Genomic DNA, 25,779 nt, shown 5'->3' with positions numbered 1-25,779 from the left:
CCGAGGCCGGCAAGATCGCGGTCGTCCTGGACAACGCCCGATTCCACCACGCGAAAGCGTTGACCGCCCTCTACGAGCCCGGCCGGCTGCTGGAGCGCATCATCCCTGTTTTCCTGCCGCCGTACGCGCCCGACCACAACCCGGTGGAGCACGTCTGGAACGCGGCCAAGAGCAACATCGCGAACATTCAGCACGAGATCCCCGAAGAAACCTTCGGCGCGTTCGCCTCATACATCGCCAGCCGAACATTCGACTACGACTTCGAGCACCTCCCACTCCGCGAAACCAGAAACGATTTTGTTTCATGACGGCCATATGTGTTTGACCGGGAACTGGTCGAAGGGTTCGTCGTAAAACGCAGAAGTCAGTTCACGATGACGGTCTGTGTCAACGGGGAAGAAGTGCAGTGTCATTGTCCGACGACTGGGAGAATAGGTGATCTCGACCTGAGGAATGTGGCTTGCCTGGTCTCCCCGAGCAGTGATCCGAAGAGGAGGACGAGGTACACGGTCGAGGCGGTGTCAGCGGATGATCCGGATGATCCGGACAAGCGCTGGATCGGAATCAACCAGGTCCTCTCCAACCGCCTTGTCGAGTTTTTCCTTCAGACGCACCAACTGGACGATGTCGTTGCGAGCTGTGATGAGATCCACAGGGAGGTGACCCTGGGGGCCTCCAGGCTCGATTTTCTGATCGGCAGCACCTATCTCGAAGTGAAGACGCCTCTGACGGCGATTCAGGTTCCTTATGGAGATCAGATCAGGACAAGACCCGTGAAGCCGCTCGAGTCCACCGATCGATTCGTGAAACATGTCCGTGAACTCGGGGGGTCTCTCGCGGAGCACGAGAGGGCCGTTCTGCTGATGGTGTACCAGTACGAGGTCACGAAACCCAAGAAGCGGCCTGCGAGCGCGCATGCGAAGGAGGTTCGTGCTGCAATTGTGGATGCCATCGAAAAGGGTGTGCAATTTTTTGAGATCACCATGAGGTTCAATCCCGACGGGGTCGAACTGAAAACAGTCGCGGAGATCACCGACAATCTTGATTTCGGCGGATGACGACCCAGTGGTGCTGTGGTGCGATCTGAGGCGGAGGCTCTTCTGCTGCCCCCACACCCAGAGCAGCTGTCGGCGCCCGCGTGGCCACGAGCCGTTCGAGAACGGGGCCGCTGGACCTCGGGCGGGTGGATCCCCGTCGGCTCCGGGGCGCGGCGTATCGTCGGGTACGGGCCGGGCCCCGCCCGGTCCGGAGCGGCTCCTGCGGGACGGTCCCCGAGACGAGGTGAGTGCGATGGGCGCGGACACGCCGACGACCGGCTCCGGGGCCGCGTCCGAGAGCGGCGCCTCCGGGCGCGCCCCGCGGACGAAGGCGGCCGGCACCGTCGTCCCGATGTGCCCGCTGCGGCCCGAGGACTACTGCAGCCAGTGCCAGGCCTACGCCACCGGCCCGCAGGACTGCGGTCTCGTGTACATGGTGCTGCACGACCCGGACCTGCGGGAGATGTACGCCGAGCAGCTGGCCCGCTACCGCGAGGCCGGCCGCCAGTGGGGACGGCGGCGCTGAGGCCGGGGACGCCGTTCCCCGTCGGACGACGACAGGTCCGTCCGAGACGTCGCGGACGGGACCGTTCTCCCGTCCCACGGCGCCCGGGCCGGGGCGCGGGCGCGCGGGGTGCGCTCAGCGCTGGAGCAGCGGGTTGTAGCCGAGGCTGTTGTAGCGGGCCGGGCACTGCTTGTCGAGGAGGATGTCCGGGGCGATGTGCTCCTCGCGGCGCAGCTCGTGAAGCCGGGGCACCAGACGGTCGCGGACGTGCCACGGGTCGATCGTGTTGAGGTAGACCTTCGTGTCGCCCTCGAAGCCGGCGAGCGTCGAGACGCGCCACTTGAGGGCGATGTGCCACGGCAGGGGGACGTCCATGTCGGGGGAGCGGTGGTGCCACTCCTCGTTGCACGGCACCTCGGCGCCCGTCGCGGCGTGGATCGCGTGGAGGATCGCCGACATGTCGGCGATCTCCTTCGGCGACTGGAGCCACGGCTCGCAGGTGCGGGACTTGGAGAAGATCTCGACCGTCGGGTAGCGGTGGCCGAAGCCGGCGAAGGCGATCGCCGAGTCGTTCTCGGCGATGATGAGGTTGTGCTGCACCGCGGCGTTGAGGACGTCCTCGTTGAACACATTGAGGTTGCGGCGCAGAGCGGCGATCTCGTCGTTGGTCTGGGCGCCGTGCTCGTCCATCGCCACGAGCTGCTTGTGCAGGTGGTCGATGGAGGCCCCGGCCGGGCTCCGCCAGTTCTGGAAGACCGCCACGTAGCGGGCGTAGCGGTTCTCCTCGTACAGGTCGTGCAGGGCCTCGATCGTGAAGAGGAGGTACTGCTCGTGCTCCTCGACGCTCAGCGAGCCCGAGCCCGCCAGCTGACCCGTGTCGGCGGCGAAGTCCATGTAGTGGCGGCGGGCGACGATGACGTCGTGGGAGGAGGCGAAGAAGGACAGCGAGTCCTCGAGCATCTCGTCCTCGCCGACCCCGGCGATCTGGTCGGGGCTCATGCCGGAGGCGACCATCTTCGAGCGGCAGACGCTCAACAGGTGCTGCCGCCCGGCCGGGTCGGCCACGTAGCGCTCGTAGGCGGCCATGACCCCGGGCGAGGGCCGGTAGTCGTAGTTGGTGCGCCAGTAGTCGAAGCCGAGGATCTCGAACAGGTTCGGGACGCGGCGGAACTCGGCCACCGTGTCGGTGCGCTGGCTCGGCAGCACGCCGGACAGCGTCCGCCAGCCCTCGGCGGTGCGCACCCGGCGGGACTTGGGCGGCGGGATCTCGGACATCCGCCCGAGGCAGAAGACGCAGGCGTGCGTGCTGTCGCCCGGCTGCAGCGGACGGACGTCCTCGATCGGCTTCGTCAGCGGGCGGTTGCCCCGCCCGGGAACGGTCCAGACCTCGACGCCCGACAGGGGGTTGGTCTGCTTGACGGTGCCGTCAGGCATGACTCGGATCGGTTCGATGTGGCCCTCATTGCCCATGACAAGGATTCTAGGGCCAGTCGGCGGCGATCGGCCGGGCTCCACGATGCGAGACCGGCACGGGTTCCCGCCGGCGCCGCCCGCGGGTGTTCCATGGGGGGCATGAGCTCCGCCCCGCCCGAACAGGCCCTGTGTCATCTGCCCGATTTCGCCGCGCTCGACGCGCCGACCCACGACCGCGTCATCCACGAGGCGATGCGGTTCCGGCGCCGCCGACTCGACGCCCTGGCGGCCGATCCGCACCCGCCGACGGCGGAGAACGTCATCCACGTCTGGGAGCTCGCGGGGCTGCCCCCGGCGCGGGCCCTCGCCGCGTTCACGACCGTGCGCGACGCCGACACGACCGAGGAGCTCGACGCCCTGGCCGAGCGCCTCGCCCCGAGCTGGCGGCCCACGAGGACGCCATCGCGCTGAGCCGTCCCCTGTTCGACCGGCTCCTGGCGTGCAGGACGCGGCGGCGCGGGGCGTGGTCGAGCTCGACGACGAGGACTCCCACTGGCTGTCCGAACGCATCCGCGACCACCGGCGCCGGGGCGTCGAGCTGCCGCCGGGCGACCAGGACGCCCTGGGGCCCTCAACGGCGCCATCGCCGCCGCCTCGGCCCACTTCGAGCGGCTCGCCCGGGCCGGGTGCAACGAGGCCGCCGTGCACCTGACCGACGAGGCCGAGCCGGCCGGGCTCGGCCCGGAGCAGCGGCGGGCCGCCGCCGACGCGGCGGCCGCGGCCGGGCTGGACGGCTGGCTGCTCGAGCTCGTCAACACCACCGGGCAGGACTGGCTGGCCCGCCTGGACCGGCAGGACGTCCGTCGGCGCGTCTTCGAGGCGTCCGTCGGCCGCGGCGCCTCCGGGCCGAACGCCACCGGGGCGACCGTCGTCGAGCTGGCCCGGCTGCGCGCCCGCCGCGCCGCGCTGGAGGCCCGGGGTCTGGCCCCCGGGCTCGTCCCGCCGCGCTACCGCAGCCGCTGCTTCTCGCACGTCTGGGGCGGCGGCCACGACGGCGGCGCCTACTACGCCTACACGTGGGCCGAGGTCCACGACGCCGACGTCTGCGCCCGGTTCGCCGAGCAGGAGGTCGACGGCGACGGCGGCCTCAACCGGGCGGCGGGGGAGCGCTTCCGCCGCGAGGTCCTGGCGCCCGGCGGCTCGGTCGACCCGGCCGCCGCCTACCGCGCCTTCCGCGGGGCCGACCCGGACGTCGCGCACCTGGTGCGCCGCCGCACCCGCGGCCCGGAGCGCTGACCGGGCGCCCGGCCCGGCGACTGCCGCCCGGCCCCGCGCCCGCCGTCGGCGGGCCGGCCTCGCAGGTGGGCGGCGAGCAGCCCGCCGAACGACATCCCGACCCGCCGCGTCCGCGCTCCGGCCGCCTGCCTCACAGGTGGGCGGCGAGCAGTTCCCCGAGACTCATCGCCGCGCGGCCGCGCAGGTCCTTGATCTGCTTGCGGCAGCTGAAGCCGTCGGCGAGCAGGATCGCGTCGGGCCCGGCGGCGTCGATGGCGGGCAGCAGGTCGTGCCCGGCCACCGCGACGCTCATCCCGTAGTGGCCCTTCTCGACGCCGAAGTTGCCCGCCAGGCCGCAGCACCCGGCCAGCGGGACGACGGTGGCGCCGGTCGACTCGAGAAGCCCCTTGTCCTTCTCCCAGCCGAGCACCGACGAGTGGTGGCAGTGCGGCTGGGCGACGATCGTGTGGCCGCTCAGGTCGGGGGCCCGCCAGCCCTCGGTGGCGGTCAGCAGCTCGGCCAGCGTGCGCATCGAGCCGGCGACGGTCCCCACCCGCTCGTCGCCGTCGAGCAGCTCGGCGGCGTCCGAGCGCCACACGGCCGTGCAGCTGGGCTCCAGCCCGACGATCGGGATGCCCTGCGCGGCGATCGGGTGGAGGACGTCGAGCGCGCGGCGCAGGCGCGAGCGGGCCCCGTCGAGCTGGCCGGTGGTGATCCAGGTGAGGCCGCAGCAGGCGTCCTGCTCGATGACGCGCGGGGCGTAGCCGGCGGCGAGCAGCGTGCGCACGAGGCCCAGCGCCTGGCCGCCCTCGAAGGCGTCCGAGAACGAGTCGATCCACACCGCCACCGGCCTGCCCTGCGCCGGCGGTTCCTCGCGCAGGACCGTCGCCGCCTCGGAACGGGCCGAGCCGCCGGTGCGGAAGCGCGGCATGGGACGGCGCTGGTCGACCCAGGCGAACCAGCGGACGAGGCGCCGTAGCCCGGGGGTCTGGAGGAGGACGTTGCCGAGGACGCCGACGTGCAGCCTCGTGACGAGCCGCCCCCAGGTGGGCAGCCAGCCCATGGACAGGTGGGAGCGGGGACGGGAGAGGAAGCGGTGCCTGAATCGCTCGTGCAGCACGCGGGACTTGTAGGCGGCCATGTCGATGCCGGTGGGGCAGTCGCGGCGGCAGCCCTTGCAGGCCAGGCAGAGCTCGAGGGCCTCGCCGACCTCCGGCGAGCGCCAGCCGTCCGTGAGCAGGCCGCCGTTGACCATCTCCTGGAGCACGCGGGCGCGCCCTCGGGTGGAGTCCTTCTGGTCGCCGGTGGCCCGGTAGCTGGGGCACATGACCCCGCCGGAGGCCGTCGTGTCGGCCAGGCACTTGCCGACGCCGGTGCACCGGTGCACGGCGCGGGAGAAGTCCGGGTCGGCGATGCGCAGGGGGGCGGCGATCGTCGCGGGCACGCGGACGGCCTCGTCCGTGGGGTCCGGGTCGACGATCACGCCCGGGTTCATGACGTTGTCGGGGTCGAAGACGTTCTTGACCCTGCCGAACAGCCCGATGGTCCGCTGCGAGTACATGAGCGGCAGCAGCTCGCTTCGGGCGCGGCCGTCGCCGTGCTCGCCCGACATCGAGCCGCCGAAGCCCGCGACGAGTCGGCCTGCCGCCAGCATGAAATCGTGGTAGCGCTCCACGCCGCCGGGACTCTCGAAGGGGAAGTCGATGCGGCAGTGCACGCAGCCGTCGCCGAAGTGGCCGTACGGCAGGCCGTGCAGCCCGTGCTCGGCGAGCAGCCCGTTGAGCGCGGTGAGGTACTCGCCGAGGTGCTCGGGGGGGACCGCCGAGTCCTCCCAGCCGGCGTAGGCCGGGTTCTCGAGGGCGACGCCGGCCAGCCCGGCGGCGTCGGAGCGGATGCCCCACAGCCGGTCGGCCTGCGCCGGGTCGTCGACCACCCAGCCCTCGAGGGCCCCGCAGCCCGAGGCGAGGCGCCGGGCGCGGTCGGCGACCTCGCGGGGGTCGTCCCCGACGAGCTCGACGAGGGCCCAGCCCTCCCCGCACGGCAGCGGCGGCACCGCCGACGGACCGAGCCGGTCGGCGACCAGCTGGACGAGCCGGGCGTCCAGGCCCTCGATGGCCGTCGGGCCGTACTCGAGGATCGTCGTCGTGGCGGTGCCGGCCATCGGCATCGTCGGGTAGCCCAGCGCCACCATCGTCTTGCACGGGGCGTCGGCGACGAGCCGGACCGTGGCCCGCGTGATGATCCCGAGCGTGCCCTCGGTGCCGGAGAAGAACCTGGCGGTGTCGCGCCCGTTCTCGGGCAGCAGGTGCTCCAGGGAGTAGCCGGAGACCTCCCGGGTGAAGCGGCCGCACTCGGTGCGGATGGGGGCGAGGTTGTCGTCGACGAGGGCGGCCAGGGCGCGGGAGACCCCGCTCGAGGCGTCGTCCGGGCCCAGGCGCACGTGCTCGCCGGTGCCGGTGACGACGTCGAGGCCGAGGGTGTTGTCGGCGCTGCGCCCGTAGCCGAGGGCCCGCGGGCCGCAGGCGTTGTTGCCGATCATGCCGCCGATGGTGCAGCGGTTCGAGGTGGACGGGTCGGGCCCGAAGCGCAGCCCGAACGGCTTGGCGGCCGCCTGCAGCGCGGACTGGACGACGCCGGGCTCGACGGTGGCGGTGCGCTCCTGCGGGTCGATGTCGATGATGCGGCGCAGGTGCCGGTTCATGTCGATGACCAGGCCCGGGCCGACGGCGTTGCCGGCGCAGCTGGTGCCCGCGCCGCGTCCGGTGATCGGGATGCCTGCCTCGATGGCCGCCGCGACGACCTGCTCGAGCTCGTCGGTGCTGCGCGGCTTGGCGACGGCCCGGGGCACGATGCGGTAGACCGAGGCGTCGGAGGAGTAGACGGCCCGCGTGAGCGCGGAGTCGTCGAGGCAGTTGTCGGCGCCGAGGGCGGCCTCGAGGGCCCTGGCCCGCTCGGAGGCCTCCCGGGCGAGGACCCGCAGACGACTCGTCTCCCGTGCTGGTGCGCTCACGAGCACATAGTGTGCCACCCGGCCGGCGGCGTCCCGGGGGCGTCCCAGCCTCGCGGGTCGGACGGGCCCAGGTCCGCTCCGGTGCGGGCGCCGGGTCAGCAGTGCGCGTAGGAGTCGGGGGAGAGGCCCTCGAGGACGGCCGCCATGGCGCGCCCGAGCGCCCGCAGGTCCTCAGGGGCGACGCGGTCGATGAAGGCCCTGCGGACCGACTCGACGTGGACGGGGGCGGCGGCGTTGAGCAGCCCCATGCCGGCCTCGGTGAGCTCGGCGATGATGCCGCGGCGGTCGTCGGGGGCGCGGCGGCGGCTGACGAGATCGCGCTTCTCCAGACGGGAGACCGTGTGGGTGAGGCGCGAACGGGACTGGTAGGTGTTCCTCGCGAGCGCGGACATGCGCAGTGCGTGGGGGTCGTTCTCGGAGAGCCTCACGAGGATCTCGTACTCGTTGATGTCGAGATCGAACTGGCGCAGCGCCAGATCCAGTTGGGTCAGAATGTAGGCGCTGCCCGCGAGGCAGCTGCGCCAGACCATCTGCTGCTCGTCATTGAGCCAGCGGGTGTAGGAGACTTCATCCATGCTTAACATCCTATGTATGTGGTTCACAGTTTTGTTAACTTCATGACCGCCCATGACAAGCCCCGTTGTCAGGACCGTTCTCGTGTCCGCGCCCGCCTGTCCGTCGGGGTCGGGGCGAGGGGGCCGATAGGCTGGGCGACGACGGATGAACCGTCACGGACGCACTCGACGGAAGGCGGCCTCATGGCTGATGTTCGCGAACGGATCCTCGCCGAGTGCGAGCCGAGCTACCCGGCGATGTTCCGGGCCCGCGCAGCAGCCGCACCGGACGCCGTGGCCTACCGGGTGCCGCTCCACACCGAGCCCGAGCGGTGGGTGGACATGACCTGGCGCGAGGCCGAGCGCGAGGTCGACGAGATCGCCGCGGGCCTCGTCGCGCTCGGGCTGAGGAGTGAGCAGCGCGTGGCCATTGCGGCGATGACGCGCATCGAGTGGATCCTCGCCGACCTCGGCGTGGCCTGCGCGGGGGGCGCCACGACGACCGTCTACCCCAACACCAAGTCGCCTGATGAGCTGTTCATCCTGCGCGACTCCGAGTCGGTCGTCGTCGTGGCCGAGAACTGGACCCAGGCGCAGAAGGTCCTCGAGCTGACCGAGCTCGACGAGCAGGTCCATCACATCGTCCTCATGGACGACGACCGCCCCGTCGGCCACGTCGACGAGCGCCTCGTCACCTGGGAGCGGCTGCACGAGCTGGGCCGCGCCCACCTGGCCGACCATCCGCGGGCCCTCGCCGAGCGGATGGCGGCGATGGGGCCCGAGACCCTGTCCACCCTCATCTACACCTCGGGCACCACCGGCCGGCCCAAGGGCGTCGAGCTGCCGCACCGCTGCTGGACCTACGAGGGGCACTCCATGCGTCTCATGTGGGACGGCGTCGTCGGCGAGACGGACTCGCTCTACCTGTGGCTGCCGCTCTCGCACGTCTTCGGCCGCGATCTCGTCGCCACCCAGCTGGCCATCGGCTTCCGCATGATCGTCGACGGGCGCATCAACCGCATCGTCGAGGGCATGGGGGAGACCGGCCCGACCATCCAGGTGGGGGTGCCGCGCATCTACGAGAAGATCCGCGCCACCGTCATGACGATGAACCCCTCACGGGGGATCAAGGGCCGTGTCTCGCGCTGGGCCTTCGCCGTCGGCCGCGAGTCGCGCGCCTACCGGCTCGAGGGGCGGTCGATGCCCTGGGACGCCCGCGTCCGCTACTCGATCGCCGACCGGCTGGTGTTCCGGCGGCTCCGGCAGACCCTCGGCGGGCGGGTGCGCTTCATGATTTCGGGCTCGGCCAAGCTGTCCGAGCAGGTGCAGGAGTGGTTCTATTCGGCGGGGATCACCGTCATCGAGGGCTACGGCGCCACCGAGACCTCCGCCATCGCCGCCGTCAACGTGCCCGACCGGCCGCGGTTCGGCTCGGTCGGCCCGGTCACTCCGGGCGTCGAGCATGCGCTGGCCCCCGACGGCGAACTGCTGCTGCGCGGCCCGATCATCGCCACCGGCTACCACGACATGCCCGAGGCGACCGCCGAGGCCTTCGCCGACGGCTGGTTCCACACCGGCGACATCGGCGAGTTCGACGAGGACGGCTACCTGCGGATCACCGACCGCAAGAAGGACCTCATGAAGACCTCGAACGGCAAGTACGTCGCGCCGCAGAAGGTCGAGTCCACGCTGCTGGCCAATGTGCCGTACATCACCCAGGCCGTCGTGAGCGCCGAGGGCCGGCCCTATGTCGTCGCGCTGCTCACGCTCGACCGCGCCGACCTGCTCCGCTGGGGCAGGAGGCACGGTCACGGGGTCGAGGACTATGCGGCGCTCTCGCAGCTGCCCGAGATCCGCGCCTCGATCGACCGCTTCGTGCGTCGGGCCAACACGCGCCTGGAGCGCTGGGAGACCGTCAAGCGCTACGCGATCCTCGACCACGAGTTCAGCCAGGACAGCGGCGAGCTGACGCCCAGCCTCAAGGTCAAGCGCAACGTCGTGCTCGAGCGCTACGCCGGCACGATCGACGCCCTGTACGAGCAGGAGTCCCGCTCCGACCTCACGCCCGACAGCCACGGGGCCTGAGCCGTGGCCTCGTTCACCGTCGACATCCCGCTGCGCTGGTCCGACCTCGACCCGCAGGGCCACATCAACAATGTCATGACGGTCGACTTCACCCAGGAGGCCCGGGCGCGCTTCATGATGGAGTCGGACGCGCCCCAGCTGCTCATCGACGGCTGCGTCATGGTCAGCCAGCAGGTCGAGTACCTCCGGCCGGTGCGCTACTCCGACGAGCCGCTGCGGGTGGAGTTCGGCACCGTCGAGATCCGCTCGGCGCGCTTCATCATGGGCTACCGCATCTGGCACGAGGGGCGGCTGTGCGGGCGGGTGCGCACCTCGATGTGCCCCTTCGACTTCGACGCGCAGCGGCTGCGCCCGCTCGACGCCGCCGAGCGGGCGACCCTGTCGGGCATCGCGATCGAGGGCGAGAAGCGCTGGCGGCCGCTGCCCAAGGCCCGGCTGGGGGGCCGCGGCGAGCCGACCGAGCTCTTCGCGCGCTGGAGCGACCAGGACCGCTACGGCCACGTCAACAACGTGCGCATCCTCGACTGGATCCAGCAGGCGCGCATCGAGGCGACGACGGCGATCGACCCGTTGATGGCCCGCGCCGGCATGGGGCGCGGCCCGGAGCCGGGCGAGGAGGGGGCCGGCGGCTGGGCGGTGGCCCGCCAGGAGGTCGACTACGTCGAGCAGATGGCCTGGCGCACCGAGCCGTACATGGGCTACACGGCGCCGCTGCGGGTGGGCACCACCTCGGTGACGCTGGGCTGCGAGATCGTCGACCCGCGGGACGCCTCGGTGCGCATCCGCTCGCGCACCGTGCTCGTCCGCACCGGCGCCGACGGCCGCCCGGCCCCGCTGCCGTCCTCGACGGCCCGGGCCATGCGCGCCCGTCTTGTCGCCGACTGAGGGCCGCCCGCCGCTTCACTGTGCGCAGAACGCTGGTCATTGGGCACTCTGCGCACAGTGAAGGATGGCGGCCGGGGCGCCCTTGCGGTGCCGGGGGCGGGGTCAGCGGCCGTAGCAGCCCTGGTAGGCGCAGTCGAACGGCGCATTGCCGTGCATGCGGTGCTCGATCGCCGAGACGACGACCTGCTTGGCGGTGCGGGCCGCCTCGAGCGGGCTCGCCCCCTTGGCGAGCTCGGCGGTGACGGCGGCCGCCAGCGTGCAGCCGGCGCCCGAGACGCGCTCGCGGCCGATCGCCGGCACCTCGAGGACCTCCATCGTCGAGCCGTCGTAGAAGACGTCGAGGGCGGTGCCGGTGTCGAAGAGGGTGCCGGCCTTGGCCAGGACGCAGGGCACGCCCTGGTCGTGGATGCGCCGGGCGCCCTCCTCGAGCTGCTCGACGGTGGTGATCTCGTCCATGCCGGCCAGCACCCGGGTCTCGAACAGGTTCGGAGTGACCATCGTGGCGTGGGGGAGGATCCTGGCGCGCAGCGCGTTGTCGGTGTCGAGCGCGGCGCCGGGCTCCTGGCCCTTGCAGATGAGCACGGGGTCGAGGACCACCTGTTCGAAGCGGTACTGCTCGAGGGCCTCGGCCACGACGCCGATGGTGGTCGGCGTGCCGAGCATCCCGATCTTCACGGCGTCGATGCGCCCGTGGACGGCGACGGCGGCCTCGATCTGGTCGTGGATGACCTGCGGGTCGATGGGGACGAAGCGGTGGGACCAGTCGTGGTGCGGGTCGAACGAGACGATGCATGTGAGGCTCGTGGCGCCGAAGACCTCCAGCTGGGCGAAGGTCTTGATGTCGGTCTGGGCGCCGGCGCCGCCGGAGGCCTCGGAGCCGGCGATGGACAGAGCGATCTTGGTCATGGGGCCCATTGTGGTCCATCCCTGCCGAGGCCGGGTGTCGTGGCTCGCGGATGAGTGACCGGGCAGGCGGCATGACCCAGACGCCGGATGTCTCGTCTCGGTAGCGCGTCTCAGGGAGAAGTCAGGGTCAGATCCGGATAGAATCACTAGCGAGCATGGGTCGGGTGAGCCCTGCCGCGAGAGGATGGGTGCCGGCATGTCAGCGTTCACTGACCGCGTGCCACACGGTTCCTCACTCGGGTCGGCGGCGAGTGAAGATTCCACCGGTATCAGGGGCTTCGCGAACTGGCACGGGGCGAGGCTCAACGCGGGATCCTGGCTGGCCGTTGGCCGCCTCTTCGATGCAGGAGGTCGTACTCGAGGTCATGCGGATAGGCCGGGTGATCGCTGTCGTTTCGGCTTCGCACGTAGAAATCATCAGGGGCGGGATTGTGATGATGTCAACGATGCCGATCCTGTTGGCCCAGGGCGTCTCGAAATACATGCAGGGGCTTTGGAGGACGACCGGTGCAGCCATCAGGGGATGCTGAGGATCCTGATATGAGCGACGAGCGCGATAGAATCTCTGCAGAGATCATGAACCGGGTCATATCAGATCGCGTATCGATCGATGAGGCGGCTGACCGGGTGGCTCATGAGTACAGGCGATTCGTGTCACGGGAAGCCGTTCGTCAGATCGTGACTTCCCTCAAGTCAGAGATGGCTGGGAATCGCGTTCTGAGGCATGCGGTCATCGATGAATCCGCGTATCAGGGTTCGATGGATATGCCGACCTCCGCCATGAGCGGTGCTCAGTGGTGCCGATATCTTGACATGCTTCAGCGAAAGAACGCCTTCGGTATCGATGAGCTGTCTCGAACCACTGAGGAGGTGTGCTCGCTGCTGGCCCTGCCCAATCAGCCGGGTGCGCGTCGCAAGGGCCTGGTCATGGGTAATGTCCAGTCAGGTAAGACTCGTCATTTTTCCGGGGTGATCGCTCGGGCTGTCGATATGGGATATCGGTTCGTCATCGTGCTATCAGGCCTCTATAATAACCTGCGCGAGCAGACGCAGAGCCGTCTGGATCGAGATCTCTTCGTCGATCGGGAGTTCTGGTATCACTTGACCAGTGCTGAGAACAATGATTTCGACCGGCGGAGCGAGCTGTTGGCCCTCATGGGCTCCCATAGCGATGTGCGTCTCTGCGCTGTCGTCAAGAAGAATAAGACGCGACTCAAGAACTTGGAGGCGAGTCTCCGGAATGTTCCTGAGGAGATCCGCAGGAAATGCCCGATTCTGATTATAGATGATGAGGCGGATCAGGCCACACCCAACAGTGAGAAGGAAAAGAAGAAGATTTCTGCGATCAATGCTGTGATGCGCAGGATCTGGGATCTGATTCCGAGTGGTTCGTATGTGGCCTATACGGCTACACCGTTCGCCAATGTGCTGATGGATCCCGATGATGAGGCCGATCTTTTTCCTTCTGATTTTGTTTACACGTTGACCGCGGGTGATGGTTATCTCGGTGCGGAGCAGGTTTTCGGGCTCGCCGACGCGGATGTCGACGATTCTGAGCCTGCGGCCGAGGGGCCCGACCTGGTCCGGATCATCCCGGCGAAGGACTCATGGGTCTTGAAGCCGCCGTCGAAGAAGCTGCAGCGGGAGAGTTTCGATCCCGAGCCGCCCTCCTCTCTGATCTCAGCGGTCAGATGGTTCGTCGTCGCTAGTGCTGTGCGAAGAGCACGAGGATACGCGGGGCATTCGTCCATGCTGGTCCATACCACGCACTACACCGCACCCCATTTCGCGATGCGCGAGCGGTTTTTGACTCTAGTCCAGCGCATGAGACGCGAGGTTGAATTCCATCGCGAAGCGGGGCTCGCCCAGTTCTACGAGTCCTGGCGGAACGAGCACGCGAGAGTTGCTGCACCGGCCGGGCGATCAACTCCCGAGTGGGATGCAGTCGCTGAACAGCTGCCGGGCGTACTTCGAAACATCGAGGTCATTGTTGATAATGGAGTATCAGAGGATCGACTGAATTATGATGCCGGACGCCCACGGACCGTAATCGTCGTGGGCGGCGGCACTCTGTCTCGAGGCCTGACCCTGGAAGGCCTCGTCGTTTCGTACTTCACTCGCTCCTCGAACACCTATGACACCCTCATGCAGATGGGGCGCTGGTTCGGTTATCGGTCAGGTTATGAAGATCTTCTTCGCATCTGGGTGGCCGATGGCCTCGATCGTGATTATGCTTTCCTGGCACTCGTCGAGAAGGATTTGCGTGATGAGATCAGGTCCGTCGAGGACAGTGAGTACACGCCGAGACAGGTCGGGGTGAAGGTGCGATGCCACCCAGGCCGTTTAGAGATCACTTCTGCCGGGAAAATGGCGAATGCTCGGCTCGTTCGCCTCAGTATGAGTAATGCCCGGCAACAGACCTTCATCATGGATGGCAGGCCTGATGCAACGCGTAGGAATCTTCGAGCCGTAGAGCGGCTTCTGAGCGGATGCGAGCCTCGGCCGTTGAGGGCGGGTGGTCGTCGTTGGATCGTTCGCGGAATCGATACGCGGGCGATCATCGGTTTCCTTCAAGGCTATTCCTTTCATCCTGACCAGAGGATCTTCTCCGATCCTGATCTTCGCGGTGCAACGATCGACTGGCTGATGAAATATGCGCAAGAGCGCAGTTGGAATATTATTCTTGCGGGCAATTCGATGCCGGGGGCGATGGATTCTCTTGGCGTGCTGCCCGTTGCGGGGATTCGTGTGCCGATGCTTCGGCGCACTCCGCTGCGGGGCAGCACGGTGGAAAAGCTGAATTTTAAAGCGATCATGTCATCGGCTGATCGATTGGCTGACATCGAGCCGGAGGCTTATGCAGACATGCCGAATGCCACTGATGCGCAGCGCATGGTCATCAGAAGGAGACTCGCCGGCGGGGACGGGCTTGTCATGATCTACCCGATCAGTCATCGGTCGAAGAATAAACTCGAGCTGACTACTCGGATGGACATGCCACAAGGAGTGGGTGAGGATCTTCTCGGATTCAGCATCGTCTATCCCGCAGTGGATCATTCTGATGCAGAATATGGAAATTTTGTCAGCGTCAAGCCCTTGGCGGCCGATGTCGATGTGGGCGAGCCCGAGGAGGACGACGATTGGGAGGATGAGGAGTGAACGGATCGCGAAAAGAGTTCGGACTTCTTCTCGCCTCTCTGTACGGCGGCGAAACCGCGACGATGATCGTGCGCGCCACGCGGGATTCTAATCATCCCATGGCATATGGAGTGGATCAAAACGGAGGCTGGCATCTTCTGATGCCGATCGCAGATGATTACTCCTTCGTTGAAATTAGTGGCGGCCCCCTCTCGCTAATTCACTGGAAGCACCCCGAGACAGGGCGGCGGTACATGGACCTGATGTGCGGTGTTGATCAATTCCATGAAGTCTTCGCCTCTCTGGTCGATGATATTACGCGTCGCGTTCAGACGGATGACAGTGCACCGGAATCCGTGCTTCAGACGGTGCTGGAAGAATGGCGGCAGCTGCTGAGCCCGGCGTCCCCGGCTATATCAGAAAAGCTGCGAAAAGCGATTTTCGGGGAGCTGGAGGTATTGCGACTTCTTGCCATCGGGAATCCGTATCGCGCAGTGGAGTCCTGGGTCGGGCCTGCTGGAGGTGCGCATAGTTTCATGACTCCTCGCGCCGATCTCGAGGTCATAACCTCATCCCAGGAGGGGTTGTCGGTGGTCATCTCCAGTGTTGATCAGCTGGACCCGCCCCAGGGCCGTGCGCTCCTGCTCGTACGCGTCTCCGTGAGGGATTCCCCCTCGGGGAGATCCATTCATGATCAGGTTGAGCTGCTGACGGAGCTGGGTCTGCCGATGTCAGCGCTCGTCAAGAGACTTGCTGAGTGCGGCTTCTTATTGGGCGTCGACTCCGATGATGCACGATATGAGGTCGCGAAATCCCCGGTGATCTGGGAGGTGACCGATGACTTCCCCGGCCTGCGTTCCAGCGATCTTCCCGAGAGTCGACGGCATGCGATCACGAGAATGAAATACGTCTTGGATCTGACATCTGAGCAGCCTCTTACCGGGGGGCAAGTGAAAACCCTTCTTGGTGAGAGGCGGGCTGAACATGATCAGGCTTGACTGGGTTCCCAAGCCCTTCCGTGACGGCGACATCGCGGGTGAGGGGACGAAGAAGCTCCTGGGGACGAGTCTGGCGGCGCCGAAACTCTTTCTGAGAGAGACCGCGCAGAACAGCTGGGATGCGCATATCGGTCACGGCGTGATCCCTGAATACCAGATGAGATTCGTGACCCTTGACGCCCCGAGAATGAGTGTGCTACGGAACTTCGTCTTCCCCGAGACCTTTCCCGGCAGTGAGCTCGCCAAGGTTATTCGTCGGTCCAGGGTCTCGGCTATTGAGGTGCACGATCGGGGGACTACAGGGCTCGATGGGCCGACTCGGAACGATGTTCATGTTGGCAAGGGCGAGCCGACGAATTTTCGTGATTTCATCTTGACGGTGGGTGCCCCGCGCGACCTGGAGTACGGCGGTGGCACCTATGGCTTCGGGAAGACCGCAGCGTTCAGGGCGAGTCAGTGCGGGACGATCATCGTCTGGACAAGGATCAGAGGCGGAGAGGGCTTCGAGGAACGATTCATCGCGATCTCGATCATCCCGAATTTCAGCATGGGTGAGAAGCGATATACTGGACAGCAGTGGTGGGGCAGGGATCAGCGACTGAAAGACGGTATGAATGTTCAGCCCATTGAGGGCGATGCCGCCCATGGATTGGGTACGAAGTTGTTCGAGCGAGGTTTCGGCGAACAGGAGACCGGTACCTCGATCATGATTCTGGACCCCGCATTCGACGACGGCGGGCAAGAAGGCTTCGTACAGGCAACTGCTGATGCTGTTGCCCGCAATCTATGGCCCAAAATGATTCCCGGTCAACCAGTTGATAAACAGATGAAGATCAGTCTCATCGAGAATGGGCACCCGGTGGATCTCGCTGCCGGTTGGGATGACCGGATCAGAGCCTCACGGGAGAGCTGTCTGACTGCGATTCGCAAGGTGCAGTCCGGACAAAAAGCCGAGGAGGCCTTCATTGATGTTTCAGAGATCCGGTGCGGAAACCCGAAGCAACTTCTCGGCCATCTGGCAATCGCACCCTGCCCCTTCGGCTCGGACGACGAACTCGTGAACAGCGTCACCCTCATGCGAGAGCCTGAGTTGGTCGTGTGCGAAAAAGAATATCCTGATCTTCAGAACGGCAGAGATTCCTGGGTTGCCGTGTTCAAACCGATTCGCGAGCTCGACAACGCCTTCGCAGAAGCCGAACCGCCAACTCATGATGACTGGAAGCCGAATTCACTCGAAAGGCGGAAGGGGACATTTGTTAGAGTCGCGCTGAGGCGAATCAAGGAGGACCTAAAGGATTATCTGAATCCTGTCGATGATGATGTTCAGCCCGGGGAACGGGTCTCGACCGGACGATTGGCAGCCTCATTGGACGTATTGGCTGTTGGCGCGGACGGGGACTTGGCCAGCGGGATGCCCACTGGACGACGGAGCAGATCTCGTGGGTCCAAAAGAAGAGCCTCGGTCGAGGTGCTTTCCCAGGAGCTGCTGCCCATGCCCGATGCATCTGATGGCCGAGCTCTTACTCGGTTGGAATTGCGGGCCTCCGCCGGGGCGAATCTTATGACGGTCACCCCTGATCTTGCGGTCGTCGTCGAGGGGAGCGGCGTCATTAAAGACGCTGAACAGGTACGGGTGGACTCATGGACTACGGCGGAGGGCGAGGTGACGGCTGCGGAGCGTCTTCAAGTCCATGGCGGTGATGTCTTCTACGTTGATATCAGCTATCCGGAGAACGCGGCGGTGAACTGCACTTTTCGAAGTGAGGTCACGAAATGAGACTCATGCCCTTCCGGGCCTCAGCGAATAATGCGGTTGTCTGTCAGCCTCCCCGGCTCAGGATCTGGGGAAAGGCTTATGAGCCCGGCTCGGAGATTCCAGAATGGGATTATCTTACCGAGGTGACGATCGAGGGTGAGCTCTCGATCAAGAACGACTTGCTGTTATCCTCGACCGGACTTGCAAGAAATCCTGGGCTCGCCGTTATTCGCGCCGTTCTGCGCGTCGATTGTCCAGCCACGGGCAAACGATTTCTGGGTATCAGTCCCTTGAATAATAGTGACCAGCCAGTGAGTCTGAAGGTGCGAGTCCCGGCTGGTGAGGCGGCTGAGGAACTCGAGGTCCGCTACGAGATCGTTCTGGATGCTCCTGATGGTCCGGCGCCCGAAAACCGTGCGGCGCATCAGCGGGGGAGTAGGCTTTACGGGCTGAACAGACCCTATCGGTTCAGGCTCGAGGGGGACGGTTCGTCGTTTCCGATCGAAGCTTTTGAATTCGCGGGCGGAGATTTCCCGACTGGCAGCGTCTGGGTGCTCAAGTTTCAAGACGAGGATCTCGCGGTGCCATACTTGAGTGCCGTCAGATTGTATGTTAATACTGCGCACTCGGAAGGTGGTAAACTTGTGCACGGAAAATCTGATACCGCTCTATCCGTGCTGAAACGGGATGTACTGCTCCAGCTGCTCCTGAAACTGGCTGTTCATGATCGGGACGACCTGGGAGTGGAATACCAGGAGGGCAGTGCAGGCGCAGTCATCGGTTCCCTGTGCGATATCTTTTTGGGGCAGCCCCTGCGTGGAGCGGTGGAGCTGATGCGCGATGACCCGGGTCGGGTCTGCGCGCTTCTCCAAAGAACTACTGGATTCTTGAAGGCGAAATCATGAGCCGACTCCTCATTCCACGATTGTCCACCGGACAGGCGAGCGAGCTGCTCGTGAATCACGCCCGTGCTCTCGAGGAAGGGGCGTCGCCCGAGACACTGGTCAGACTCGACGTATCGGGTACGCCGAATCCGACCGGCGGCTCTCCTGCCCCCATTGAGGACATCGAGCACTGGCGTCGGGAGATCATCGACCGGATCGATGGGGTCGATACGCGTTCCCGAGCCGGCCGCGATGCGCTCGGTGTCGCGTTGGGACAGGCGATCGAGGAGGTGATCCATCCGATTCCAGCGGATGCTGCGCATGACGGCATATGGTCGTACCTGTCCTTGGCGGTCTTCCCCGATGTCGTCAACAGGCGCTGGCCGGGGGAGCGGAAGGACGGTCAGTTCATCCTGCCCGCCGAGCAGTGGATCGGTCACCAGACGACGACCCGTGACCGCAACTACCTGAAGCTCTCCTGGCGCCGGTGGATCATTCTGGGTGAGGTCATGGAAGAGGCCAGGCCGCGACTGGGCGAGAATGAGTTCGGGGCGATCCTCGAGGAACGCACTGCGGTGGCCAGGAACCGACGGCTGGTTGTGGCCGCGGCGCGCACGATCATCCAGCGCGGTTCGAAATACCCGGGTGGACGTACGGAGTTCTCCCGTCAGCTCATGAAGCGGATCGCTGAGCGAACAGGACCACTGCTGCTCGATATCCGATCGGATGAGGAGATCCTCTCGGTCGTGGATGCCGAGGCCGATGCCTGCTTCAGGTCCGTCCAGTACAGGGGAGCGCGGCGGGCAGTTGTCTGAGGGGTTCGAGGGAGCCCTCTTCCGGGGTGGGGCATGGGTGCCGAATCCGGAGGTTCATGCAGAACCGGGCGGCGCCAAGTAAAATCCCCGGATGGAAGAAGGGCCGTGGAGTTGGGTGCGCACAAACCTCTGGAGGGGGGGGCGGTGCACCTCGGAAGATTCCTTCCCCCGTCTGGGTTCTTCCGACCTGGCTCGTGCCATTTCAGCGTGAGGGCCAGCTGAGGTAGAGGGTGTCGAGGATGGTTTGGGCTGCGGGTGCGATCCCGTCGTGGACGTGCAGAATTTTCCCGACGATATTGACGTTCATTTCGTGGAGCAGTCCAAGCGTTTCGATGACTTCTGCGATGAATTTCCTGTTGATTATTTGCAGGCGCTGGGCGCTGGCGGGTGCGGCCATCATGGTGGTGAGGCGGGCTTCGATCACCTCGTGGCTGCGATGAAAGATCGGGCGGGCTTCAGGTCGCTCCTCGATATCCCGAACGACTTCTCGACCCGCCAGAGCTCGTGATAGTCGCCAATGACTTCCGTCGCGGAGATTCGGGTGGCTGGCATGTTCATGACACGGCTTTTCAACCCGACCAGCCGACAAGCCGGGTCGAGGGCCTCCGCGGCGAGGGCCTTCTTGCCGTTCAGGGTTTTCACGAACCGCGGGCTCTTGACCGCCTCGATGCCGTTGATGACAGCAACAGCCCTGCTGGTCGTCTTCGCGGGTTGCTGGTGTCTTTGGCGGCCCGCTTCCGGTCCGTCCCGGGGCTCGTGTCGAGGGGAGGCGCGCGCCGACCACGGCAGGCGGTGCTCTCTCTGCGCGCAGAAACGGGGGCGCCGACCGGCCGGCGCCCCCGTGACGGACCCCGCCTCGCGGCGGGACGCCGTCGGCTCAGTCGATCCTCGTCTCCGAGCGGTCGGCCGTCCACTCGATGTGGAAGTGGCCCTCGTCGTCGACGCGCTCGTAGGTGTGCGAGCCGAAGAAGTCGCGCTGGGCCTGCGTGAGGGCGGCGTTCACGCGCGGGGCGCGGGCCATGTCGTAGTAGGCCAGGGTTGCGCTGAACACCGGGGCCGGGACGCCCGACTCCGCCGCCGTGGCCACGACGCGCCGCCACGCGTCCTGGTTGGCGGCCATCTCGGGGGCCACCGAGGAGGCGCACATGAGCGAGACGAGGCCCGGGTCGGCGGTGTACTCCCTGCGGATGCGCTCCAGCAGGGCGGCGCGGATGATGCAGCCGTCGCGCCAGATCCTCGCGGCCTCGGCCACGTCGATGTCCCAGCCGAACTCCCTGCCGCCGGTGCGGATCTCGTCGAAGCCCTGCGAGTAGCTGACGACCTTCGAGCACCACAGCGCCCTGTGGACGTCCTCGATGAAGGCCTCCCGGTCGTCCACGCGGACGGCGCCGTCGGGGCCCTGGAGGGCGGCCCGGCCGGCGGCGCGCAGCTCGTCGTGGCTGGACTCGGCGCGGGCGAACACGGCCTCGGCGATGCCGTTGGCGGGCACGCCGAGCTCGAGGGCGGTCTGGACGGTCCACGTGCCGGTGCCCTTCATCCGGGCCCGGTCCTTGATGATCTCGACCAGGTCCCTGCCGGTGCGCGGGTCCTTGGCGCGCAGCACCTCGGCGGTGATCTCGATGAGATAGCTCGACAGGTCGCCGGTGTTCCAGCGCGCGAAGACGTCGGCGCACTGCGCGTTCGACAGGCCGGCGCCGCGCAGCAGCTGGTAGGCCTCGCCGATGACCTGCATGTCGGAGTACTCGATGCCGTTGTGGATCATCTTGACGAAGTGGCCGGCTCCGTCGGGGCCCATCCAGGCGCAGCAGGGCTCGCCCTCGTAGTGCGCCGAGATCGTCTCGAGCATCGGGCCGATGATCCGGTACGACTCGGGCGTGCCGCCGGGCATGATGGCCGGGCCGGTCAGGGCGCCGTGCTCGCCGCCAGAGATGCCGGCGCCGACGAAGTGGAAGCCCTTGGCCGAGATCTCCCTCTCCCGGCGGATGGTGTCGCGGAAGTACGCGTTGCCGCCGTCCATGATGATGTCGCCGGGCGACAGCAGCGGCAGCAGGGTCCCGATCGTGGCATCGGTCGGGGCGCCGGCCTTGACCATGAGGATGATCGAGCGGGGGGCGCGAAGCGAGGCCACGAACTCCTCGGGGGTCTCGGACGCGAGGAAACTCCCCTCCGAGCCGTGGTCCTCGACGAGGGCCCGGGTCTTGTCGCCGCTGCGGTTGTACACGGCCACGGTGTAGCCGTGGTGGGCGAGGTTGCGGGCCAGGTTCGAGCCCATCACCGCCATGCCGACGACGCCGATGTCCGCCTTGGTGGGCTGTTCCGTCATTGGACCTCCTTGTGTCGTGCGGGTCGCTTCCGGGGAGCGTCCCATACCCATGGTCATCCTGCCATCGTGCGTAGTCGCCGTGCGGGGGTTGCCATGCCCTTGCCGGCGTGCCGGTCATTGTCAACGCCCCGTCCGAACCGTAAGGTTCATCCGTGAGCGACGTGCGCGGTGACGGCGGATCCTTCGAGCTTCCCAAGCAGACGACGATCTACGACGTCGCGAAGGCGGCCGGGGTGAGCCCGTCCACGGTCTCGCGCACGTTCAGCCGTCCCGGACGGGTCTCGAACCGCACCGCCGCGCACATCCGCAGGGTCGCCGCCGAGCTCGGCTACCGCACCGACCGCGTCCACCAGCAGGCCGCGCCGACCCACACGCACATGATCGGCCTGGCCGTCACCGACGTCACGAACCCCTTCTTCTTCCCGCTGCTGCGCGGCGCCGAGCAGGTCTGCACCGAGCACGGCTATGCGCTCATGCTCTTCGACGCCCAGGAGTCCGGTTCCCGCGAGCGCGAGATCTTCGAGCGCGCGCTGCCCGTCCTGGACGGTGTCGTCATCGCCAGTTCGCGCCTGTCCGACACCGCCCTGCGGGGCTTCGCCAAGAAGGCGCCCACCGTCATCCTCAACCGCGTCGTCACCGGTCTGCCCTGCGTCGTGAGCGACTACGAGCGCGGCGTGCGCAGGGCCCTCGAGCACCTGGCCGGGCTGGGCCACCGCCGCGTCGCCTACATCGCCGGGCCGCCCGCCTCGTGGGCGGACGGGGCCCGGTGGCGGGCCTTCCACGAGGCGGCCGCCGAGCTGGGCATGGTCGACTGCCGCCTCGGCCCCGTCATGCCGACAGTGCGCGGCGGGGAGCAGGTGCTGCCCCAGGTCCACGAGCACAAGGTGAGCGCCGTCATCGCCTACAACGACCTCATCGCCATCGGCATCCTGCGCGGCACGGCCGCCGCCGGGGTGCGTGTGCCCGACCGCCTCAGCGTCATCGGCTTCGACAACATCTTCGCCTCCGACCTGGTCACCCCGCGCCTCACCTCGATCGCCTCGCCGCTCGGCCTCGTCGGCGAGAAGGCGGCCCGCAGCGTCATCTCACTCATCGAGCACCACGACGAGTCGGCCGACTTCGTGGAGCCGCTCGTCATGCCGATGCGGCTCATCGAGCGCTCCTCCACCGGGCCCGCCCGCGCCTGAGGGCCCCGCTCAGGCCGGCCAGGCGCTCGTGACCGTGAAGGGCCCGTCGGCGCCGTCGATCCGCCCCGAGCGCAGCCGGTAGAGCACCTCGCCGGCGTCGGGGATCACCGTGACGCCCTCGCGCCCCGCCCACTCGGCCGGGTCGATCGTGTCCGGGTCGCGGTAGCCCAGGTTGACCGACTCGCAGACCCGCCGGGGGATGCCGGTGGCCAGCGTGACCCGCACCCGGTCGGCCTCGACGCCCGCGGCGGGGTCGTAGGAGCCCAGGCCGCGCAGATGGGTCGAGTGGGCCAGGACGCCCCACGGCAGCCCGGAGAAGCGGTCCCACTGCTTCACGAAGTAGTCGCGGCAGTGGTAGCCGATCTCGCCGATCTCGTGGTGCACCTGGCTGATCTCGGTGATGTGGGGGCGTGGAGGACGACCTCGCCGCCGGCCGCGACGGCCGGCTCCACCTTGTAGAAGCCCTTGGCCGCGGTCCAGATGTCGTGGTAGCGGTCGGGGATGAGGCTCAGCACCGTGCGCATCGGCTCGTCCACGTACTCCACGTGGGTCCTGGCGCCGACCCCGGCCTGGACGCCCCAGGCCTCCTCTGGCGTACCGAACGAGACCGACTCCAGGTCGGTGGTGTGCGAGCGGACGACGAAGGCGATGCAGCGGCGCTGCCCGGGGATCATCGCGGCGCCCTCGTTGATCATGGCGCGCACCGGCGTGACGGCCGGGGTGCCGATGATGTGCGAGCTCGTGATGAGCGCCCCCACCCAGTGGGTGCGCGAGATGAAGCCCTCCTGGGCGACGCCGGGGATGAAGTACTTGTTGCCGCCCGACATGCCGACGACCTCGTGGGGCAGGACGGGGCCGATGACGATCTTCACGTCGGCGTCGACGACGCGACGGTTGATGAGCACGTCGCAGCCGGTCGACAGGAGGCCGTCGCTCAGCTCGGCGATGCGCGCGCCGCCGATGCGCCCGACCCGCACGAGCATCGAGGGGTCCCGCCACTCGTGGTTGACGATCGTCATCCGCGGGTAGACCTCGGCCGGGTCGGCGTCCGGATCGCCGGTGGTCCACTCGGCGATCGCCGCCGGGCCCATGTACTCGTGGGTGCCCAGCGCGATGACGCAGACCAGCTCCCGGGCGCGGTCGACGAGCTCCCGGTGGACGATCCGCAGCAGCCGGGGCAGCGGGCACGAGCGGGTGTCGTCGGGGGTGACGAGGGCGACCGACCGGCCGTCGACGTCGAGCCCGGCGAGCTGCTCGGAGAGGAAGGCCTCGAGCTCCTCGTCGCCGACCGTGCAGCCGGCCCCACCGATCGTCCGACACCCCATCGTCCCGCTCCTCCTCGTGCGCTCCTCCCGGGCGGTCGGCCCGTGCGGGACCCGCGGACGGCGCCGGCCCGTCCTCACGCTAACCCCGGGCCGGGGCCGGGCGCGAGCCGGCGGGCCCCGCCGCGCATCCGGCGAGCAACCGCTGGCAACGTCTCGACGCAATCCGGGGCAACACGGGGCGGCGACGGAGCCGCGGGCGGCAGCATGGCCGCATGGCCTCACCGTTGACCCTCAATGACGACCGTCTCCTCCCGCCCGACCCCGGGACGCGCGGGATCGCGCGCCGGATCTACGCGACCACCCGCGAACTGCCGATCATCTCGCCCCACGGCCACGTCCCGCCGCGCTGGATCGCCCGCGACGAGCACTTCGGCAACCCCGCCAGGCTGCTGATCACACCCGACCACTACATCAACCGCGTCCTCCACGCGAACGGCGTGGAGCTGTCCGAGCTCGGCGTGGGCCGCGGCGAGGAGATGACCGAGGCCGACAACCGCAGGGCCTTCCGTCTGCTGTGCGAGCACTGGACCGACCTCAACGGCACCGCGATGCGCTACTGGCTGACCGACCAGCTCGTGGGCATCTTCGGCGTCCGCGTGCGCCCCGCCGCAGAGACCGCCGACGCCATCTACGACACGATCGCCGCCCGGCTCGACGAGCCGGGCTTCCGGCCCCGCCGGCTCATGGACGCCTTCCGGATCCGCTTCCTCGCCACCACCGACGACCCCTGCGACGACCTCGGGATGCACGCCGAGATCGCCGCCGACGAGGAGTTCTCCGCGAGGCACCGCGTCGTGCCGACCTTCCGCCCCGACCGCTACCTCGAGCCGGCTCGCCCGGACTGGAACGAGCTCGTCGACGCCCTCGGCGGCGCCGCCGGCGTCGACGTCGGCACCCTGGACGGCTACACGCGGGCCATGGCAGAGCGCCGCCGCTACTTCAAGGAGCACGGCGCCGTGAGCTCCGACCACTCGCACGCCGACCTGGGCACGCTCATCCTGCCCGCCGACGAGGCGGCCCGGCTCTACGACCGGGCCCGCCGCGGCCTGGCCACCGCCGACGAGGCCCTCGCCCTGCGCCGCCACCTGTTCACCGACCAGGCCCGGATGGCCTGCGAGGACGGCCTCGTGATGACCGTGCACCCGGCCGTCGCCCGCAACCACGACGCCGACGCCCTCGCCCGCTACGGCGCCGACGTCGGGGGCGACATCCCCCTCGCCCTCGAGGCGACCCGCGCACTGGGGCCGCTGCTGAACGCCTACGGCAACCACCCCGGCCTCCACCTCGTCCTCTTCACCCTCGACGAGGACGTCTACAGCCGCGAGTTCGCGCCGCTGGCCGCTTGGTACCGCAGCGTCCACCTCGGCGTGCCGTGGTGGTTCGTCGACGCGCCGGAGTCGATCATGCGCTTCAAGCGCGGCGTCACCGAGATGGCCGGCTTCAGCCGCATCAGCGGCATGGTCGACGACACCCGCGCCTTCTGCTCCATCCCGGCCCGCCACGACATGAGCCGCCGGCTGGACGCCGCGCACCTGGCCGACCTCGTCGCCACCCACCGCTTGGACGAGGACGAGGCGATCGAGCAGGCCGGGGCCCTGGTCGTCGACAACCAGGTGCGGATCTTCAAGCTGGACCGCTGAGCGCCGCCCGCGCCCCCTCGGCCGTCCCCCGACGGCGTCCCGC

At 67.7% G+C, this 25,779-nt stretch carries 25 protein-coding genes; 15 read left to right on the top strand and 10 right to left on the bottom strand.

What is annotated here, in order from left to right:
• From K336_RS20155 to K336_RS14930, 3 genes are all read left to right on the top strand, one after another.
• A partial coding sequence (locus K336_RS20155) for a transposase (RefSeq protein ID WP_211223461.1) occupies positions 1–308 on the top strand: 308 nt, incomplete at its 5' end.
• A gap of 9 nt (positions 309–317) precedes the next feature.
• On the top strand, positions 318–1,058 hold the full coding sequence (locus K336_RS14935; protein WP_051245467.1) for a DNA/RNA nuclease SfsA: 741 nt from the start codon (positions 318–320) through the stop codon (positions 1,056–1,058).
• 232 nt (positions 1,059–1,290) lie between these two features.
• Positions 1,291–1,563, top strand: a complete 273-nt coding sequence (locus K336_RS14930) for a DUF6767 domain-containing protein (protein WP_043150437.1) — start codon at positions 1,291–1,293, stop codon at positions 1,561–1,563.
• 114 nt (positions 1,564–1,677) lie between these two features.
• Here the strand turns inward: K336_RS14930 and K336_RS0106340 are convergent, their stop codons facing one another.
• The gene (locus K336_RS0106340; protein WP_028706576.1) at positions 1,678–3,012 is read right to left on the bottom strand and encodes a DUF4921 family protein; all 1,335 of its coding nucleotides are present in this window, start codon (positions 3,010–3,012) and stop codon (positions 1,678–1,680) included.
• A gap of 102 nt (positions 3,013–3,114) precedes the next feature.
• Here K336_RS0106340 and K336_RS0106335 point away from each other — a divergent pair, with 102 nt between their 5' ends.
• From K336_RS0106335 to K336_RS0106330, 3 genes are read left to right on the top strand one after another with little or no spacing between them, the layout of a single operon-like run.
• On the top strand, positions 3,115–3,426 hold the full coding sequence (locus K336_RS0106335) for a hypothetical protein (protein ID WP_028706575.1): 312 nt from the start codon (positions 3,115–3,117) through the stop codon (positions 3,424–3,426).
• A 28-nt stretch (positions 3,427–3,454) separates the two neighbouring features.
• A complete protein-coding gene (locus K336_RS18515; RefSeq protein WP_123826337.1) occupies positions 3,455–3,667 on the top strand; it encodes a hypothetical protein in 213 nt (70 codons plus the stop codon).
• Positions 3,658–4,251 (top strand): M3 family metallopeptidase, encoded by a 594-nt coding sequence (locus K336_RS0106330; protein WP_028706574.1) that lies wholly within the window; start codon positions 3,658–3,660, stop codon positions 4,249–4,251. The genes K336_RS18515 and K336_RS0106330 overlap by 10 nt, the downstream gene beginning before the upstream one ends.
• A 130-nt stretch (positions 4,252–4,381) precedes the next feature.
• Here the strand turns inward: K336_RS0106330 and K336_RS0106325 are convergent, their stop codons facing one another.
• Both K336_RS0106325 and K336_RS0106320 read right to left on the bottom strand, forming a co-directional pair.
• Entirely contained in the window at positions 4,382–7,210 is a 2,829-nt protein-coding gene (locus K336_RS0106325) for an FAD-binding and (Fe-S)-binding domain-containing protein (RefSeq protein WP_028706573.1), read from the bottom strand.
• A gap of 125 nt (positions 7,211–7,335) precedes the next feature.
• Positions 7,336–7,815: a MarR family winged helix-turn-helix transcriptional regulator gene (locus K336_RS0106320; RefSeq protein ID WP_021798379.1), complete on the bottom strand. Its 480-nt coding sequence runs from the start codon at positions 7,813–7,815 to the stop codon at positions 7,336–7,338.
• A 183-nt stretch (positions 7,816–7,998) separates the two neighbouring features.
• On the opposite strand from K336_RS0106320, the gene K336_RS0106315 reads away from it, so the two are divergent.
• Positions 7,999–9,879 (top strand): AMP-dependent synthetase/ligase, encoded by a 1,881-nt coding sequence (locus tag K336_RS0106315; protein ID WP_021798372.1) that lies wholly within the window; start codon positions 7,999–8,001, stop codon positions 9,877–9,879.
• A 3-nt stretch (positions 9,880–9,882) separates the two neighbouring features.
• On the top strand, positions 9,883–10,764 hold the full coding sequence (locus tag K336_RS14925; RefSeq protein WP_021798371.1) for an acyl-CoA thioesterase: 882 nt from the start codon (positions 9,883–9,885) through the stop codon (positions 10,762–10,764).
• A 102-nt stretch (positions 10,765–10,866) separates the two neighbouring features.
• On the opposite strand, the gene K336_RS0106305 is transcribed toward K336_RS14925, so the two are convergent.
• A complete protein-coding gene (locus K336_RS0106305; protein ID WP_028706572.1) occupies positions 10,867–11,670 on the bottom strand; it encodes a hydroxymethylpyrimidine/phosphomethylpyrimidine kinase in 804 nt (267 codons plus the stop codon).
• 232 nt (positions 11,671–11,902) lie between these two features.
• Positions 11,903–12,187: a hypothetical protein gene (locus K336_RS18510; protein WP_123826339.1), complete on the bottom strand. Its 285-nt coding sequence runs from the start codon at positions 12,185–12,187 to the stop codon at positions 11,903–11,905.
• Between the two features lie 23 nt (positions 12,188–12,210).
• Here K336_RS18510 and K336_RS0106295 point away from each other — a divergent pair, with 23 nt between their 5' ends.
• The 5 genes from K336_RS0106295 to K336_RS0106275 all read left to right on the top strand — a co-directional run bounded on the left by K336_RS0106295 (position 12,211) and on the right by K336_RS0106275 (position 19,261).
• Positions 12,211–14,829 (top strand): Z1 domain-containing protein, encoded by a 2,619-nt coding sequence (locus K336_RS0106295; RefSeq protein ID WP_028706571.1) that lies wholly within the window; start codon positions 12,211–12,213, stop codon positions 14,827–14,829.
• Positions 14,826–15,806 (top strand): PD-(D/E)XK motif protein, encoded by a 981-nt coding sequence (locus K336_RS17615; RefSeq protein ID WP_021798370.1) that lies wholly within the window; start codon positions 14,826–14,828, stop codon positions 15,804–15,806. Before K336_RS0106295 ends, K336_RS17615 begins: the two co-directional genes overlap by 4 nt.
• A complete protein-coding gene (locus K336_RS18505) occupies positions 15,793–17,583 on the top strand; it encodes a hypothetical protein (protein ID WP_155945010.1) in 1,791 nt (596 codons plus the stop codon). Before K336_RS17615 ends, K336_RS18505 begins: the two co-directional genes overlap by 14 nt.
• A 122-nt stretch (positions 17,584–17,705) precedes the next feature.
• Positions 17,706–18,467: a hypothetical protein gene (locus K336_RS18500; protein WP_123826343.1), complete on the top strand. Its 762-nt coding sequence runs from the start codon at positions 17,706–17,708 to the stop codon at positions 18,465–18,467.
• On the top strand, positions 18,464–19,261 hold the full coding sequence (locus tag K336_RS0106275; protein ID WP_021798375.1) for a hypothetical protein: 798 nt from the start codon (positions 18,464–18,466) through the stop codon (positions 19,259–19,261). The genes K336_RS18500 and K336_RS0106275 overlap by 4 nt, the downstream gene beginning before the upstream one ends.
• A gap of 202 nt (positions 19,262–19,463) precedes the next feature.
• On the opposite strand, the gene K336_RS0106270 is transcribed toward K336_RS0106275, so the two are convergent.
• From K336_RS0106270 to gndA, 3 genes are all read right to left on the bottom strand, one after another.
• Positions 19,464–19,685 (bottom strand): hypothetical protein, encoded by a 222-nt coding sequence (locus K336_RS0106270; RefSeq protein WP_028706567.1) that lies wholly within the window; start codon positions 19,683–19,685, stop codon positions 19,464–19,466.
• Entirely contained in the window at positions 19,682–19,903 is a 222-nt protein-coding gene (locus tag K336_RS18495) for a hypothetical protein (RefSeq protein ID WP_028706566.1), read from the bottom strand. Before K336_RS18495 ends, K336_RS0106270 begins: the two co-directional genes overlap by 4 nt.
• Before the next feature lie 235 nt (positions 19,904–20,138).
• Positions 20,139–21,584: an NADP-dependent phosphogluconate dehydrogenase gene (gene gndA, locus K336_RS0106260; protein ID WP_021798376.1), complete on the bottom strand. Its 1,446-nt coding sequence runs from the start codon at positions 21,582–21,584 to the stop codon at positions 20,139–20,141.
• A 152-nt stretch (positions 21,585–21,736) separates the two neighbouring features.
• On the opposite strand from gndA, the gene K336_RS0106255 reads away from it, so the two are divergent.
• The gene (locus tag K336_RS0106255) at positions 21,737–22,771 is read left to right on the top strand and encodes a LacI family DNA-binding transcriptional regulator (RefSeq protein ID WP_021798377.1); all 1,035 of its coding nucleotides are present in this window, start codon (positions 21,737–21,739) and stop codon (positions 22,769–22,771) included.
• Between the two features lie 9 nt (positions 22,772–22,780).
• Here K336_RS0106255 and K336_RS19715 read toward each other — a convergent pair whose 3' ends face one another.
• Both K336_RS19715 and K336_RS14920 read right to left on the bottom strand, forming a co-directional pair.
• Positions 22,781–23,155: a hypothetical protein gene (locus K336_RS19715; RefSeq protein WP_233418735.1), complete on the bottom strand. Its 375-nt coding sequence runs from the start codon at positions 23,153–23,155 to the stop codon at positions 22,781–22,783.
• A complete protein-coding gene (locus tag K336_RS14920; RefSeq protein ID WP_233418734.1) occupies positions 23,104–24,096 on the bottom strand; it encodes a lactate racemase domain-containing protein in 993 nt (330 codons plus the stop codon). Before K336_RS14920 ends, K336_RS19715 begins: the two co-directional genes overlap by 52 nt.
• Positions 24,097–24,308: 212 nt before the next feature.
• On the opposite strand from K336_RS14920, the gene uxaC reads away from it, so the two are divergent.
• Positions 24,309–25,736, top strand: a complete 1,428-nt coding sequence (gene uxaC, locus K336_RS0106245; RefSeq protein ID WP_028706564.1) for a glucuronate isomerase — start codon at positions 24,309–24,311, stop codon at positions 25,734–25,736.
• The last annotated feature ends 43 nt before the right edge of the window (positions 25,737–25,779 follow it).

Origin of the sequence: Propionibacterium acidifaciens DSM 21887 (assembly GCF_000426605.1) — a bacterium.
Classification (GTDB): domain Bacteria; phylum Actinomycetota; class Actinomycetes; order Propionibacteriales; family Propionibacteriaceae; genus Propionibacterium; species Propionibacterium acidifaciens.
This window is presented reverse-complemented; position numbering and strand designations above follow the sequence as displayed.

What these genes read in the sequence shown, in the direction of transcription:
- K336_RS14930 (WP_043150437.1), top strand. Translation starts at nt 1,291, where the DNA reads ATGGGCGCGGACACGCCGACGACCGGCTCCGGGGCCGCGTCCGAGAGC.
- uxaC (WP_028706564.1), top strand. Translation starts at nt 24,309, where the DNA reads ATGGCCTCACCGTTGACCCTCAATGACGACCGTCTCCTCCCGCCCGAC.
- K336_RS0106340 (WP_028706576.1), bottom strand. Translation starts at nt 3,012, where the DNA reads ATGGGCAATGAGGGCCACATCGAACCGATCCGAGTCATGCCTGACGGC.
- K336_RS0106320 (WP_021798379.1), bottom strand. Translation starts at nt 7,815, where the DNA reads ATGGATGAAGTCTCCTACACCCGCTGGCTCAATGACGAGCAGCAGATG.
- K336_RS0106295 (WP_028706571.1), top strand. Translation starts at nt 12,211, where the DNA reads ATGAGCGACGAGCGCGATAGAATCTCTGCAGAGATCATGAACCGGGTC.
- K336_RS14920 (WP_233418734.1), bottom strand. Translation starts at nt 24,096, where the DNA reads ATGGGGTGTCGGACGATCGGTGGGGCCGGCTGCACGGTCGGCGACGAG.
- K336_RS0106315 (WP_021798372.1), top strand. Translation starts at nt 7,999, where the DNA reads ATGGCTGATGTTCGCGAACGGATCCTCGCCGAGTGCGAGCCGAGCTAC.
- K336_RS18510 (WP_123826339.1), bottom strand. Translation starts at nt 12,187, where the DNA reads ATGGCTGCACCGGTCGTCCTCCAAAGCCCCTGCATGTATTTCGAGACG.
- gndA (WP_021798376.1), bottom strand. Translation starts at nt 21,584, where the DNA reads ATGACGGAACAGCCCACCAAGGCGGACATCGGCGTCGTCGGCATGGCG.
- K336_RS0106305 (WP_028706572.1), bottom strand. Translation starts at nt 11,670, where the DNA reads ATGACCAAGATCGCTCTGTCCATCGCCGGCTCCGAGGCCTCCGGCGGC.
- K336_RS0106335 (WP_028706575.1), top strand. Translation starts at nt 3,115, where the DNA reads ATGAGCTCCGCCCCGCCCGAACAGGCCCTGTGTCATCTGCCCGATTTC.
- K336_RS18505 (WP_155945010.1), top strand. Translation starts at nt 15,793, where the DNA reads ATGATCAGGCTTGACTGGGTTCCCAAGCCCTTCCGTGACGGCGACATC.
- K336_RS0106275 (WP_021798375.1), top strand. Translation starts at nt 18,464, where the DNA reads ATGAGCCGACTCCTCATTCCACGATTGTCCACCGGACAGGCGAGCGAG.